Origin of the sequence: Candidatus Tisiphia endosymbiont of Ceraclea dissimilis (assembly GCF_964030735.1) — a bacterium.
Taxonomy (GTDB): domain Bacteria; phylum Pseudomonadota; class Alphaproteobacteria; order Rickettsiales; family Rickettsiaceae; genus Tisiphia.
Genome location: NZ_OZ034917.1, coordinates 260,833 through 275,641, shown reverse-complemented (window position 1 = coordinate 275,641; position 14,809 = coordinate 260,833). Strand labels below are relative to the sequence as shown.

The window sequence follows — 14,809 nt, the reverse complement described above, 5'->3', positions numbered from 1 at the left end:
AAGTTGCAATAGTAAGAAGAAATGGTAGTTTCTAGTTATCGAAACCAAGAAACTACCGATATGAAGTATTACATAGAAGACCAAGCATGGGAAGCAATTTTATCATTTTTTAAGAAAAAAAAAGCTATACACAACAAGAATGAGGAAAAAATAAGACAGTTTATTGAAGCAATATGGTTTATTGCTAGAACAGGTTGTCAATGGCGTCTTCTGCCTGATTATTATGGTTGTTGGTACAGTGTTTATCGCAGATTTAAGAGATGGGTTGACAAAGGTATATGGGAAGCTTTAATGGATCATGTTAAAGTAGATGTAGATATGGAATCAATGATGATTGATGCAACTATTGTAAGAGCACATGCTTGCTCATCTGGATATATTAAAGGTAATCAAGAGGAAGCAGCTTTAGGTAGAAGCAAAGGTGGTTTTAGTACTAAAATTCATGCCCTCGTTGATGCATTGGGTAACCCACTGAAGTTTATACTAACTGCTGGGCAAAGAAATGATATCACTCAGGCTGAAAATCTTACTAAAGATGTTCAGAATACGACGGTGATAGGTGATAAAGGATATGATAGTAGTGCGTTTGTAGAAAGCTTAGAAAATAAGGGGTGCGAGGTTGTTATCCCACCAAAATCTAATCGTAAAGTACAACGTGAATATGATAAACATATTTATAAAGAACGCCATTTAATTGAATGTTTCTTTGGTAAAATCAAACATTTTAGGCGTATATTTTCTAGGTTTGATAAAGCCCCAGCCACCTTTTTAGCCTTTCTAAATTTTGTTGGAGCTTTAATATGGTTACGTTAAAAATTTTGTCAACAGAACCTAGTAATTGGTACCAATCTTTGCATGATCGTGCTAACCTCGATACTTCTATTCCTAGTACTATACCAACATGGTCTAATCCAACTTCAGCAACTAAACGCTGAAATCCAGGACGACCTTCAGCAGTTGCACCAGACCGCCCCAAATCATCATCTATTATAAGTACTTTATCAGCACTCCAGCCTAGAGCATAAGCTCTCTCTACTAAATTATACTGCAATTTAGTAGATTCACTATGCCGTTCTACTTGTTGCAGCGTTGACTGCCTTATATACACTATCGCCAGACGATCGTGGTGATAGGCTTGAATCTTGCCACTTGATAATATTCTCTGAGTTGATTGTTTCTCCTTGTCTATCATTTGCCTTCTCCATATTTATTATCGATTTTGGCAATTTTTTCAATGATAATGTTGCTAATAGAGTTATTAGGCGATGACGATTCTCTTTGGGGATTCTCTCCCATTTCATTGGTTCCAATATAGGAATGCCTTGCATGATATTTTCTTACCCAATCAACCAAGTTTAGCAATACTGATTTGTTAAGTGTCGGGGATTGTTCTAAATTTGTCAAATTAAAACTTATAGATGTTTTAATAATGGAAGATAGAACGGTTGTTTAAACATCTCAAAAGCGGTGGCTTTGATATTGAAAAAAGTCACATAACAAACCCAGATAGATTCGTGAAATTAGTTACAGTTTGTGCTATTGCATCGGCTTTAATAATAAAAAATGGGCTAATACAAAACGAGATAAAACCCATAAGAATTAGAACTCAGAAAACTTATCCAAAACAATTAGTGTCATTTTTTACATACGGATTGGATCATTTAAGGAACTGCTTGAAACAGGCAAGTAACAAGGCAAAAGCGGTATTAAAAAGAATTTTGGAGTATGACTCAATTACCGATTTTGATCCCTACTTCCCTACATTGTTACAAAAATTGTAGGGTACTATGGCTGTCGCCATATTGCTATTATTAAATTTATTCATTATCTATCATTATAACTTATATTAACCTCTATGTTAAGTGCTATAATAATTGATTTTGACGCCACTGATGATGAAATTCACAGCAATCAAGAGGGGAAGTTTTATCATGGATATTATCGTTATAATTGCTTTCTGCCTTTATATGTTTTTTGTGGAAAAAAGCTGTTAGTAAGCTATACTCAAATGATTTGAAGAATTGGAGCGAAAAACAAGGGGTAAGCGAGCTTAGCGTGCAACTAGTCACACTACGCCCTGCCTTGATACGAAGATTTATGCTTATTTCTTTGCGAAATGTCCTGAGCCATTGATGAACACTCAGAGAACTTACTATCATGTCCCCCTAATTCTTTCAACGCTTTTCTAAACAATGCCATTTTTATATTAATATCGCTTGACTTTCCCCTAATAACAGTAGACACAATCGAAGCAGCAGCCTTGATTACATTAACAATTTTTTGCCAAGTTGAAGGCATTTTTGTATCTTGTATTTTTATGCAGTCATCAGCTAATTCTTTGAATCCTTGATCAACACCCTTTATATCGCCTTGCTGATGTTTCTCTTTTATTGAGTTAATTTTGTTTTGCAGAGATTTTCCCCTTTCGTTTCCAATCACTTCAGACAAAGGCTCTTGATTAGCAACTACTGTCTCTACAATATTGATTGTTGATGCAATAGTATTAATACTATTTTGTTGGGTTAAATTATTTGCTATCAGAGTTGCTTTTTGACGTAACTCTTTAGATAATTGGGAATTAAAACCTGGCGTAACAGATTGCACAATAGTAGGTTTTAACGGTGCTATAGGCTGGTTATCTAGTGTTACATCCTGTTGCTTAGCAGTCTGTAGTTGTATAACCTCCTGCTTTAGTAACTGAGTTATCTTGCCTTGAACTTCCTTGCCTTCAAGGGATTGCAATTCAGCGTCTGTTAATTTTCTTAGGAAACCTATATCATCTACCACAGCTTTAATAGAAGGTTTGTTTTCCATAAAAGCCTTCTTCAGCATTGTTTCTAATTCTTCTTTTCTATAAGATTGTTCAAGAATTTTCTGCAGCTCTGTTTTTTGAAATTTACTCTCAAGGGTTGTTTTTAGTTTTGTTTTATAAAGTTGCTTAGTCAGCACCGCTTCTTTAGCTTCTTGATTCGTTATATTATTACTAAGTAGCTCTAATTCTTGGGTATACAGAGAGCGTTGCTCTCTCGGAATGTTATTCCTAAAAATATCTTCCATTTCACTTTTACCACTGCGGGTTCTACTTAATACCTCTTCATTATAATTGTCAATAAAAATTTCTGCTAGTTGGTTGATATCAAACTTTTTAATAATAATTGTTATCCCTTGCTTCTTGTCTCCGTTTTTAATTGCGCTTAATTCTTTATCAGTAAAGTTATCAGTAATAATTTTTGGAAATAATTCTTCACTCCTGCATTTAGTAATAAATGTGTCTGCTAATTCTTCATGAGTAAAGTTATTAGTAATAATTTTTGCTAGTGCTTTGTTATCAAAATTGCCGCTAGTAAGTAGTTTTATTTCTGGAATATCGTTAAACTTATTCAAAGATTCCTTTAAGCTTTGTTTAACCTTCTCATTAAGGTACTTAACTTGTACGCCAAAGTCATCAACAAAAATTTTTGCTAATTCTGATTTAGAATAACTACCATCACGAATTTTCTTTATTGTTTCTACATCACTGCTATTAGTAAAAAATTCTTTTAAATCTAGTTTCTTGTTAATATCACCAAGAGGAATTTGTTCTAATCCTACTTTCTGCTCATTCTGTTCCATGACCGCACATGTAGCATTAAACCTAGATGATGCCATACGAGATAGCGGAATTTCTTCTGCTGCATGAGTTAATGCCTTATGAACATCAAAATTTTCTTTTATTAAGTCATCCGCAAAAAACATTAATCCATCTAAACATCCAGCCAAATTACCCTCTACCTGGTAGACACCATGCCGAAAATCTATATTCTGTTCATCAATCTTTATATTTTGATGTTGTCCCTTAATAGCCGAGTGGATACCTTTGATAAATCCTTTATATTTCTCTTGGTATTCTGGTTTAGCATCTGAATTATTCTTAAATGATGTTTGATCAAGAACGGTTGTCTTATATTGACCATCCGTATCTTTGTATATTACTACTCCTACACTATGAGCTGAGCTGCTAGTACCTGTTGTAAAGCTTCCCAAAAATATCTCCTTAGATTCTCCGTTAACACTAATTTGTTTAATATCATACATATCACTATTATTAAAAATACCTGTGATACCATTTGCTTGATTATATCCTAATACCATAGCATTAGTTGTTTGGTTCTCAAGCCAGACTAAATATTTGTTATCATCTTTTACACATACAGCATATTTCTGGTTGTCAATATTTACAATAACAGGATCAATCTGTGAAACATTTGGTTTATTTGACCGATCAATTTTGTCATTATTTAACACAGTCCTACTAATTGGAGATTTAATATCTGTTCCAGCATACTGAGTATCATTACGACTAGGCTCTGTAATAGCCGGATTATTTACTGCTAAATCTTGTTGCTTGTCAAATAAGCCATTCAGTTTTGCACGTAAATTTTCTAATTCATTGGAAGGAACATTACCATATTTTAATATTGTTTTAAAACATTCCTCCTTTTCATCAGAATTGATAGTATCAAAAAATTTAGTTAACGCACTTTTTAAGGAGCTTTTAGCTCGTTCATCTTCTTCAGTAAACAGAGAATAATTTTTTACTATCTGCACTGCTTTTGAAATTCTATCATTACTCATAAATATACTCCCTATTTGGTTCATTGTAACGGAACGCGTGAAAAATACAATACATAACTTATATCCATCAGGGCTGCCTCATATAAAAATATGTTGTAAAATATTAAGTAGTTGATTATTATCCCATCCCGCAGCTTTTCGAAGCCGCTTAATAGAATCCCTTTTTTGTTTGGCTTTTTGTAATAAATTTAATGCCATATGCTTAACAATAGCTATATTATGCGGAGCATTACCTTTTCTAATATAGTCAATTCAGGAGAATTTGGGGCTAGGAGCGATGGAGCGACGCCTATAAGTAATAGGCGAGCGATGAGTGACGACGTCACCAACTTCTCATCAATTGACTATATCCGGTCTAAAACCACTTCCTCTTCTAACTTTCAACAGTTGTGGGGCATAGTCCATTTTTTAGATGCATTTTGTAGGGCTAAAAATATTATTTTCTGGAGTCAATCATTTTATCTTCTCTGAGCCATAGGGCTAGATGGTCTTGATGACACTTTAACAAAGCCCTCCTTTTTTATGGGCAGATTACTTACTGTAGCCACATGAGAAGCTAATGCTGTGGCTGCTGCTTGTAGCTCAGGATTTTGTGCTACATTCGATAATTTAATACGCTCCAGTGGCGTTTTTAATGCAGGATTATCTTTAGCCAATTGTTCTAAAGTCGTTACTAGATACTTTTTTGTTTCCTCAGGGCTGTTGTCTGCTCCTTTGTTAGTAACCTGTCTAGAGATAGCTAATTTGTCAACAAAATCATTAATTGCTTTATTAAACTCCGGGCTGTTATCAGGATATTCCCTTGTTATAGCTTCTACGCATTTTTTTATTTGCTGCTTATCGGCTTTGGTAGGATTAGCTTCATATGTATCTGCTAATTTTTTTCCTTCTTCTAGACCACAATGTTTTAGGAGGGTGAAAGCAACTCCTCTAGCGTAATTTCTTTGTGCCTCATATGATATCAGATATTGTATTTTCCCTAACTCTGTATCCTTTAGATCATCAAATGTAGCACGCTGTTCCTCATACATGTTTAATACAGTTGGTGACATCAAAAGCTTTATTTTATCTGATTCTAAATTTTCTAATTGATCAAATGTTGCATACTTCTCCTTAAATATTTTTACCGCACTATCTGATGTTAGTGCTATAATGTCATCTGGTTGTAATTTTGCTAGCTGAATAAATTTAATACCAGCTGCATACAATTCTGTCGCATTATCTGATGTTAGATATCTAATTTTATCGTCTGTTTTTTCAAAGTCTTGTTGTTCAAGTAATTTTGATGCTAAAACAAATTTATTAGAAGAATTAAGATTTTGTAACCAATTTTCTGAATTATTTATCAATATCTCATTAAGAGTGGTATGGAGAGTATTTTTATCTTGTAACTTAAAAAGCTCCTCTATAAAAAACAATTGTGTGTTTTGATCTAGAACGCTTACTAAATCTTTTTAGCCTTGGATTAATATATCTTTGAATAAGTTTAAAGATTTATCATCTGCACTATTTTGCAATGCAAAGAGTTTATCTATAAAAATCTCTTTATTATAAGGGGATTTACTTTTTAAGAACTCCCATGTTGAACTATTAAGTGTTTCTTGGTTATCTAAGATGTTATCTATATAAAGATTTGGTAATTTTTCAGCTAACGATCCCAAATTACCTATAACAGCCCTAACTAGTTCATTTTTATTGCAAAACTGAAACAATGTTGTAAGTCTTTCAAGGTTACTATCACCCAATAACTCAAATTGACCAAACTGCTCTGGTTCCATTAGTATAATCTTTGCCATATTAGCAACTTTATTTAATTCTGCATTAGAGAATTTGCTCAATAAATCTAACCTATCAACTAATAGCTCTTGTTTTACCTCAGAGGCTTGGGGTTTATTTTCTACAGAAAGTTTATAGCTAATATCTATAGATTTATTTATCATATCTATTAATGATTCAATTTGTTCTTCTTTAATTTTGATTTCATATTCAAATATTCCCTTTTCTTTATCATGACGTGGTGGTATTACAAATTCTATCCCTGCTTTAGTAAATTGAAGGTAAGTATCTAGCGTAATATTATCCCACCTATTCTGTTCATTAAAACCGAGCATAGTAAATTTAACAAATGCTCCATCTTTAACATTATATTTAATACTGGCTATACAGGAATGGGCACGTAGTGGAATATTTTTTTCTATTATTAAAGTCTGATTTTTTAAACTAATCATAGTAGAAAGATTTGATATTCTGTCAGAATAATAAGGATTACTTGAATCTAGAAGCTCATTATTAAAAGCTATATCCAAATTTTTAACCAAATTAGGCAGTTGTTGGTACAGAATTTTATTTGTCTCTGTTGCCAGATCGGTAATAACAACAATCATATTTTGGTGTATTAAGGTCAATATATCTTCTAAAGTATCAGGAATGGTTCTATCTCCTGTAATATTTATCGTTGCTCGGTTTACAGAAAAATAAGGAGAGGGATTGAATTGATTTTTGGTTAATATTTGCTTACCTTGTACTTGAAATGATCTAATTATCTCTTCCAATGAGTTTTGTGCTAACTCATCGCCCTTAAACTTCCCTTCAGCCACCCAGACTTTCATCAAATCATAAAACTCACCGACCATATCTTTGAAATGGGCTACTTGTAGATCATTGCCATTCTTGTCTTTGGCATTGTCTGGATAAAGGGTTGAGCGCTCAAGCGATTTGGTACTTTTATCAAGAATATCAGTTAATTGATTAACTTGCTCTAATATCAAGATTTTTTCTAGATTACTTGCTTGAGAATTCCATTTTAACTGTCGGTTAAGGTTGCTAATATTTTCCTGTAATCCCTTAAATAATTCAGAGAATTTGGCTGGGTCACTCCATTGCGGAATTTGGGCTTGCATACTATCAATCGTTGCTTTAGCTTTCTGGATTTTGCTAAGATCAATATCTTTAAAATCTTGTTCTAATTTATTTAGTGTCTGTAGTGAATGCTCAGGTTTATTATCTGCGGTGAAAATTAAATTAAGCCATTGTTGATGCACTCCCAGCGATACTAGTTGATTTACTAATTTTCCTAATCTTTCAGCTGGCAACTCGTTTAATTTATTATCGTCTGTTCTTGCCGTACAAATCTTTCCACAAAATTGCAGCCATTCTTGCTGCTTTTCTTTACTGAGGAAATAATCTGCAAGCTTTATGCTTTCAGTTAGGTAAGCTTTTTGCTTGTCGGTTGCTGTTCCATCTGGCAAAAATTTATTGATTAGCTCCTCAGCTTGCTTAGCATATTTATTTTGTTTTAAACTAATTGCCAAGGAATCAGCTAAAATATTCTTGCCGCCAACCCCAATAATCATACCGGTAAATTTCTTCTGAACATTAAAATATTCTAGATAAGCTTGCTCTCGCTGTTGTTGAGTATGGCTAGATAGATGCTGCATTTTATCAAGCAGTACCGACAATTCAGCTCCGGCTATCATAGTTTGTTTAAATAGATCAGCCGAGATTGTCCCTTTCTTATAGCTATCAGTTACAGCTCTTAAATTATAGCCTAGTGCCTCTTTAGCTTGATCATTACTCTCACCTATTTTAGGTAACGATAATGCGGCAATATTATCTCGTAATTTTTCAGCATTGTCTTGAGATGGCGCTTCAACATTTTGTGGTAATCTAAAATTCATAGCTTGGTAAGCCAGCGATAATAATTGATCGGCACTAAGCTTATTGCCAGCTTGTGCCTCGTTTGCTAATTTCCCAATACTAGGGTTTTTATCTAAAGTTACTGGATTTTTACTTAGATTTTCTTTAGAAAAACTATAATTAATCGGTGTTACATAGCCAGACAAGCTTGAAGCATATATGCCTTTGGCAACAATTCCTTTATCATATAATGCTTTCTCAATATTTATTTGATCAAGCTCTCGAAACTTTGCTTCTGATAATTGGTAGACACTACTATGTTGTGGATCGATAATTAAATGATTATTTTTCTTCAATAATTCCTGCACTGCCACAATATCACTCACTTGCATTACCGGTATAGCACTAGCATTAAACACTCCAGCCTCATGCGAAGTATCAGGCGATGGTTGTTGCACTATAACCCCTACTATCTTATCATGGTTCTTATTATATTGAGTCAGAGCTTCTTCAATGGTATTACAGATTATTACTTGATTTGGCTCGGTAATAACTACCACCTTATTGATTTCTGGAGTAATCACCTGCAAACCTTGTATGGTAGTCATATTAGCTTTATTATCAGCCAAAAATTGTGGAGAAATAGCGGATGGTTCAAGCCCTTTTCTTGACCCTTCTGGAATTGCCCGAGCTTGTACTATATTAATTTGATGATCATCAGGATTATAAACAAATTCTATATCCATCCTCTTGCCATATTTCCCTACCAAATACTGGGCAAACTGATGGGCGTAATAAGCCGCATCACTAGCAATTGATGGTTGGTATTTCAGCTCAGCTGGATTCTCTTGTCGCTGTAAAATAATTTTCTTATTATTTTCATCTAACTTTGGCTGCAAACGAAAATCTTTAGCAGCAATTTCAGAATATACTACCCCTTGGGTACTAATATAAAAATTATCTACCCGTCCTTTACTATTAACGACATATTCACCATGACCGGGAGCTACTTGCAATCTGCTTGCCCCGTCTTTACTATAGATCACCCCTGATACAGGTACTTTATTTTGCCTATCTGCAGACTGACTAACATCCATGCCCTCACCAATCATTTGTTGAATTAACCCTGGCATTACTGGAAAGTCAGTAATGTGCTGATCACGAGCTATCAAACGTTGTGCCAAAGATTTAGGACCGACATATGAAGCAGCAACTCGACCAAGTGCCTGAGATATCTCGCGAATATTAGCCTTGCAAGGCAGACTCTCATTGCCACCAGGATTAGCCATATCCGCCTTATCCTCATGAACCCCTGTACTACGTATCATTAATAATTGCTCAGGCTGAATCTTATTTTTTTCTAAGAACTTGTTAAATAACCCCGGTTCTAGCTCATGTTGATTAAAACAATTAATAATACACTCTTGTAATTTTTTTAAACATTCAATACTAGCTTCACTTAAAGTGTCTAGATTGGACTGAGCTTTGTAAGTATCAGCAAATTCCTGGAAGAGGTTTACCCATTCCGGAGCATGTGTATCTAAATGCTGTTTTATTATATCACCATTTATTGGCTCAAATGTTGGCACTTGAACCTTGATAATATTATCCCCTAATTGACTATCTTGGTTTGTCGCAAGTAATTCATTAAATTCCTTAACAACCTCCCGCAAATTGAGTAAATTTGCTGCTTTATAACCAAATGATTTAGCATCATCCTCAATCTTCTCCGAGTAACGCGATGTTCCACCTGCAACATCTACAACCTCATTATTCTCTTCTCCTGCCACAATCCCTCAATTGCTATTTTTTAATTATTATAACATATTTTTTACCCTCACTAATATAAATTCTCAGAATATTAAAGGAAAGACAATATGAATTAACTGAATTAATTAAGAGTTATGACAAAGTAGATGATAAGCTTTCTAAAAAGCTTGCAGAGCTTATAAGTATCAGCCAAAACGCCTATGAAACTTTTAAAGGTTCGACAATTGTTGAAAAAAGGGAATTATTAAATTTTATATTTTCGAACCTAACACTCGAGGGCTGTAAACTGCATTACGTTCTGGATTTTCCATTCACAGAATTGCAAAAAGTAGCAAATTGTGCCGAATGGCGGGGCGTAGTGAACAATTTCCGAACCCAGTCAGATACCCAATTGCTTATTATACAAGTGCTTACGCTCTATTATTAGAGCTTCGTTACCTCATATTGCAACTCCATATTTTTTCCACAAAATGCCATCGAAATTTTTAATATTTGTTTTACATGTGAATGCTCTTTTATTTTACTATCATATTTTTTATTAATAATTTGTTGTAAACCAGATTTAGCTATATCTGCTAGCTCTTCTGAGGATTTAGCGATTTTATACTCGATAATCATCGCTTTATCACCTTTGCCAATTTTTGGAATCATCATAACGTCGGCTCTGCCATCCCCTGATTCTTGTTCACTTGATATTATATAATTAGGAGCTAACATATTAACAAAGCCGAGCATAAAGCCACTATAAAATAATTCGGCTTTTTTCTCTCCTGTTTGATGAAAACTAGTAGAATTAACTAACAATTCCTGCAGACGCTCTTTAAACGCCTCTATTTTACCATCTGGTAATAGAGTAACAAAAGAATAATAGCCAGAATTATCAATTTTTATTTGTTTAGTAACCCATTGTAGCATTCTCTTTTCATAAATATATTTCACCTCGTAGTTAGGAGCAGATAAATCATAAATATCTCTTTCTGGCATCTTGGTAGTTGTGTTTAGGTAGCCACTAAATAATAATAAGCTAAATAACCCTTCTGGTTGGTTGATATCAGCAAAATTTATATGTTTAGTAATAGAAGAAGTAATAGTTTTACCTGCAGCTAAAGCCTGAATATCTGTTTGCATCTCATCTGAGAGTAGTATATGATCAATCCAATCAGTTCCACCACTATCAATCCAATAATGATCAAGCTTGCCTTTACTTGCCAAACATTGCATAATCGACCATGGATTATAAATGACTTCTCCGCCAAAATTATAGCCATTATACCAATTTTTAATTTCTTCTGGCTTTGTAGTGGTTGGTACTTTAGTTAATAATTCATCAACTTCTGCTTGAGTAAACCCGTAACTGCTAGAAAATCTTTCATCTAGTAAACTACATTCAGTTAAATTATTCAAATCTGAAAACAAATTAGCCTTAGCAACACGCAATATGCCGGTAATGATGCCTTTTTGTAATGAATCATTGGTTTTAAGACTATTACCAAATATTGCCCGGAATAGTTTAAGTACCTGTTTAAATTCTTCTTTATGACCAAATTCCATGTAGGAACTATTAATTGGCGTATCATATTCGTCAATTAGTATGTAAACTTTCTGATTAAAATGTTTATAAAGTAAGTCGCTTAGAAATTTCAAACTATTCTCAAGTTCTACTTTGTTAAATTCTCCAGAAAAATATCTAGTTAATTGTTTCTTTTGTGCATCATTTAATAAATTTTCCTTATCTGTTAAATAAGTCTCCAAATAACGATAATTACTAAATAACTGTATTACTTGATAATTGATTTTACTTTCAATTTCCTCATAACTACTACCCCTAATCCCCTTAAAACTTATAATAATAACTGGAAATTGACCTTGATAGTCTAGAAGAATATCTGGATACTTAGATATTTTAAGTGGTTTAAGCAACTTTTTTCTACCACTTGCTAATCCCAAATCCACCTCTCCACCAGCAAATAGTTTATAGTTCACTCTTTGTTCTTGTGGTATAGGATTGCCATGTTGATCTACCTCTATCTCAAAAAATCTCCGCACCATATCCATATTTAAGCTCTTCCCCCATCGCCTTGGACGGGTGATTAAGGTGACATCTCCAGCATCAACCAATAGTTCTTTGATCATTAAACTCTTATCAACAAATACGTTGCTATTAAGCAATAATTTCTTAAAATCATCAGTACCAACTAGCATGGTTGGTTGATCATCAACATTATTTTTGTTTGTTTCTTCTATCATTGTTTTCATCTGTTCCTTTCGACTATAATATCACTATACTACTTTTTTATTGTCCACTAATAGCTAATTAGCAAAATTTTTATAATTTTTTGTTTTTTTATAGTGAATTAACCTGAATTAACACCCAGTACGATATAATTATGCAGCCTTAGAAAATGTTATAATTTCAGTGCCGTTGGTAGTTGTTATGTGCAACTCTGCTTTATCCACCTGACTCGGTGTAAAAATCTTTCTGCCCAAATGAAATTTATAGTCAATTTAGAGGAATTTGGGGCTAGGAGCGATGGAGCGACGCCTATAAGTAATAGCCGAGTGACTGTAACAACGTCACCAACTTCTTATCAATTGACTATATCACATACAAATTAAGAATAATGAAAATAAGGTTAATTTATGTACAGCACACTCCACCCCTTGTTTATCGTCCCCATTCTTCAAGTTATTTGAGTATATCTCTTATATTATTTAATAAATAGAAACATTGGTTAACTCCTATTCATTTGACAACATATAAATTTTTGTGAGTTTCTTGACATTTATTAATTATTTTGTGATAATCTATATTAAAGCTATTTATAGTCAATTCAGGAGAATTGGGTAGCAGGAGCGATGGAGCGACGAAGTCACCAACTTCTCACCAATTGACTAAAGTTAAATTAACGCAGTGTGCAAGTTTATTTTGTTGTTCCATCAAAATGCCTAAAGGCAAAGAGAGAATGCATCTTCATGGTCAAAAATCATGCTAAAATCCATAAATTTTTCTAAATTTTCAAATTTAACCACAGAGCAAAGCTTGTCATCCCTACGAAAGCAGGGATATATAAATAATACTCAAAAAGTCATTAGATATAGTCAATTGACGAGAAATTTGTAATGTTGTCACTCGTCGCTCGCCTATTACTTATAAGAATCACTCCGCTTTTGCTGCCCAATTTTCCTGAGTTGATTATAATTTAACTTGACAATGAGTTTTTAATGTGTATATTGCATACAAACCGGATAAAACGGATGACTTTGAATAAAAATGCTCAGATTAGTTATCTCCTAGAAGTCTGCCTACGATAACTAATTAATTATATTTTGAGCTATTTTTCGGCGAGAATATATATGATTTTTGCAGGAATAGTGTAGCTATTTCAAAAAAATTATGTTTATTCGCAGCCAAAGAGAGCCAAATATAGAATTACTTTAGTTATAGTCAATTGATGAGAAGTTGGGGACGTTGTAACTCGTCGCTCGCCTATTACTTATAGGCGTCGCTCCATTGCTCCTAGCCCCAAATTCTCCTAAGTTGACTATATTGCCGGCAGACTCCTATGGAGAAGAAAATGCTACCCCTTATAAATCAAGGGATGTTTAATCAAATAACATAGAGTTATAAGAAACTAATTTATAAAGGTTATTTTCTCAAGACTCTCAAGGTAGGTAGATATGGCGTTAATGAGTCGAAGAAAAGTTATATATGGGATATTATTTGTTATAACAGCGATTGTTGTGGTGATAGTTTTTATCAAAAAAGCAAATGATAAACAAATCCCCGCTCAGCAAGTTGATAATCAAGCGACCATGGTTCCTGTTGAGGTGGTTAAGGCTCAATATTCAGAAGAAACAAATGATATATTGGTTACAACAGGCAAAACCTTGCCATATGAAACACATGCAGTTAAAGTCAATGTAACAGGGAGAATTAAAGAGCTTGATTTGCCGATAGGTAGTTATGTCAATAAAGGTGATATTTTAGCAGTATTAGATACCACGCAAATTGACTACCTGATTGAACTGGCAAATGAAGAGTATCGTCTTAAAGAGAAAAAAGCTAATGCGATGAAACAGCTATCAGATAAGAATCTCATTAGCTATACAGAATATGTAAACCATCGCATAGAATATCTTGATGCTAAACATAAATATTATACATTACTTGATGACAAGACCAATCATTATATTGTTGCTCCGTTAAGTGGCATTGTTGAACGAAAACTTGTTGCTGACGGAGAGCTTGTTACACAAAAGGATAAAATTGCCGTTCTTTACGATATTCATATTATCAAGGTTGCATTTGAGCTCGATGAGAGCGACTATCAGAAATTTAAAAGTTCTCCGGATAGCTATGTTAACATCTATATTCCTGCTTTAGATTTAGCCCTTAAACTAAGCGATTTTAAAACTTCAGAAATTGCTCAAGAGAAGAATCACTCAGTCTATATTGAGGCGTTTATTCCAAATGATGACAATTCAATCACGCCTGGCTTATTTGTTAATGTAAATGTTGTTTTCAATAGCAATAAGCAACGGATAAAATTACCAAACTCAGCTATCTTTTTTGAATCCTATTATTTTGTCTACGTTATTGAAAATAATATAGCTAAAAAAGTAAAGGTTGAAATAGGTGATAGTGATAGTCAAAGTGTAGAGGTAGTTAGTGGCATCAAACCAAATGACCAAGTGGTTATTTCAGGAAAAAAGGGATTGGGTGATGGGGCTAAGGTTCTGATTGAAGATGAGACAACTAGGTCAGAATTATAATATAAGAATAATGAAA

Annotated in this window: 12 protein-coding genes and 1 pseudogene; 7 read left to right on the top strand and 6 right to left on the bottom strand. The window is 33.7% G+C overall.

Translation table 11 applies throughout. The features are described from left to right. The first annotated feature begins 60 nt into the window (after positions 1-60). Positions 61-813: an IS5 family transposase gene (locus tag ACQH1V_RS01240; RefSeq protein ID WP_425360879.1), complete on the top strand. Its 753-nt coding sequence runs from the start codon at positions 61-63 to the stop codon at positions 811-813. Here the strand turns inward: ACQH1V_RS01240 and ACQH1V_RS01235 are convergent. Both ACQH1V_RS01235 and ACQH1V_RS01230 read right to left on the bottom strand, forming a co-directional pair. After that, positions 740-1,192: a recombinase family protein gene (locus tag ACQH1V_RS01235; protein ID WP_425360493.1), complete on the bottom strand. Its 453-nt coding sequence runs from the start codon at positions 1,190-1,192 to the stop codon at positions 740-742. The genes ACQH1V_RS01240 and ACQH1V_RS01235 overlap by 74 nt on opposite strands. Then, positions 1,189-1,404 (bottom strand): hypothetical protein, encoded by a 216-nt coding sequence (locus tag ACQH1V_RS01230; RefSeq protein WP_425360492.1) that lies wholly within the window; start codon positions 1,402-1,404, stop codon positions 1,189-1,191. Before ACQH1V_RS01230 ends, ACQH1V_RS01235 begins: the two co-directional genes overlap by 4 nt. 41 nt (positions 1,405-1,445) lie before the next feature. Between ACQH1V_RS01230 and ACQH1V_RS01225 the strand changes: the two genes are divergently transcribed. Beyond that, positions 1,446-1,781 (top strand): hypothetical protein, encoded by a 336-nt coding sequence (locus tag ACQH1V_RS01225; protein ID WP_133062908.1) that lies wholly within the window; start codon positions 1,446-1,448, stop codon positions 1,779-1,781. 86 nt (positions 1,782-1,867) lie between these two features. Beyond that, positions 1,868-1,993: pseudogene (locus tag ACQH1V_RS01220) on the top strand (transposase); the annotation flags it as partial. Between the two features lie 77 nt (positions 1,994-2,070). On the opposite strand, the gene ACQH1V_RS01215 reads toward ACQH1V_RS01220, so the two are convergent. Further along, positions 2,071-4,614, bottom strand: a complete 2,544-nt coding sequence (locus ACQH1V_RS01215; protein WP_425360560.1) for a hypothetical protein — start codon at positions 4,612-4,614, stop codon at positions 2,071-2,073. A gap of 198 nt (positions 4,615-4,812) precedes the next feature. On the opposite strand from ACQH1V_RS01215, the gene ACQH1V_RS01210 reads away from it, so the two are divergent. Then, on the top strand, positions 4,813-5,085 hold the full coding sequence (locus tag ACQH1V_RS01210) for a palindromic element RPE2 domain-containing protein (RefSeq protein ID WP_425360559.1): 273 nt from the start codon (positions 4,813-4,815) through the stop codon (positions 5,083-5,085). On the opposite strand, the gene ACQH1V_RS01205 is transcribed toward ACQH1V_RS01210, so the two are convergent. The 3 genes from ACQH1V_RS01205 to ACQH1V_RS01195 all read right to left on the bottom strand — a co-directional run bounded on the left by ACQH1V_RS01205 (position 5,073) and on the right by ACQH1V_RS01195 (position 12,267). Next, positions 5,073-6,032, bottom strand: a complete 960-nt coding sequence (locus ACQH1V_RS01205; RefSeq protein ID WP_425360558.1) for a hypothetical protein — start codon at positions 6,030-6,032, stop codon at positions 5,073-5,075. The genes ACQH1V_RS01210 and ACQH1V_RS01205 overlap by 13 nt on opposite strands. Before the next feature lie 36 nt (positions 6,033-6,068). Next, a complete protein-coding gene (locus ACQH1V_RS01200; RefSeq protein WP_425360557.1) occupies positions 6,069-10,040 on the bottom strand; it encodes a PEP/pyruvate-binding domain-containing protein in 3,972 nt (1,323 codons plus the stop codon). A 403-nt stretch (positions 10,041-10,443) separates the two neighbouring features. Next, entirely contained in the window at positions 10,444-12,267 is a 1,824-nt protein-coding gene (locus ACQH1V_RS01195) for an AAA family ATPase (RefSeq protein WP_425360556.1), read from the bottom strand. 240 nt (positions 12,268-12,507) lie between these two features. Here ACQH1V_RS01195 and ACQH1V_RS01190 point away from each other — a divergent pair, with 240 nt between their 5' ends. The 3 genes from ACQH1V_RS01190 (at position 12,508) to ACQH1V_RS01180 (ending at position 14,793) form a co-directional block, all read left to right on the top strand. Beyond that, positions 12,508-12,636 carry a hypothetical protein gene (locus ACQH1V_RS01190; protein WP_425360555.1) on the top strand — a complete coding sequence of 43 codons (129 nt, stop codon included), beginning with the start codon at positions 12,508-12,510 and terminating at the stop codon, positions 12,634-12,636. Between the two features lie 224 nt (positions 12,637-12,860). After that, on the top strand, positions 12,861-13,013 hold the full coding sequence (locus ACQH1V_RS01185; protein ID WP_157905714.1) for a hypothetical protein: 153 nt from the start codon (positions 12,861-12,863) through the stop codon (positions 13,011-13,013). Between the two features lie 685 nt (positions 13,014-13,698). After that, on the top strand, positions 13,699-14,793 hold the full coding sequence (locus tag ACQH1V_RS01180) for an efflux RND transporter periplasmic adaptor subunit (RefSeq protein ID WP_341749121.1): 1,095 nt from the start codon (positions 13,699-13,701) through the stop codon (positions 14,791-14,793). Positions 14,794-14,809 lie beyond the last annotated feature (16 nt).

What these genes read in the sequence shown, in the direction of transcription:
- ACQH1V_RS01240 (WP_425360879.1), top strand. Translation starts at nt 61, where the DNA reads ATGAAGTATTACATAGAAGACCAAGCATGGGAAGCAATTTTATCATTT.
- ACQH1V_RS01210 (WP_425360559.1), top strand. Translation starts at nt 4,813, where the DNA reads ATGCTTAACAATAGCTATATTATGCGGAGCATTACCTTTTCTAATATA.
- ACQH1V_RS01215 (WP_425360560.1), bottom strand. Translation starts at nt 4,614, where the DNA reads ATGAGTAATGATAGAATTTCAAAAGCAGTGCAGATAGTAAAAAATTAT.
- ACQH1V_RS01235 (WP_425360493.1), bottom strand. Translation starts at nt 1,192, where the DNA reads ATGATAGACAAGGAGAAACAATCAACTCAGAGAATATTATCAAGTGGC.
- ACQH1V_RS01180 (WP_341749121.1), top strand. Translation starts at nt 13,699, where the DNA reads ATGGCGTTAATGAGTCGAAGAAAAGTTATATATGGGATATTATTTGTT.
- ACQH1V_RS01195 (WP_425360556.1), bottom strand. Translation starts at nt 12,267, where the DNA reads ATGATAGAAGAAACAAACAAAAATAATGTTGATGATCAACCAACCATG.
- ACQH1V_RS01190 (WP_425360555.1), top strand. Translation starts at nt 12,508, where the DNA reads ATGAAATTTATAGTCAATTTAGAGGAATTTGGGGCTAGGAGCGATGGA.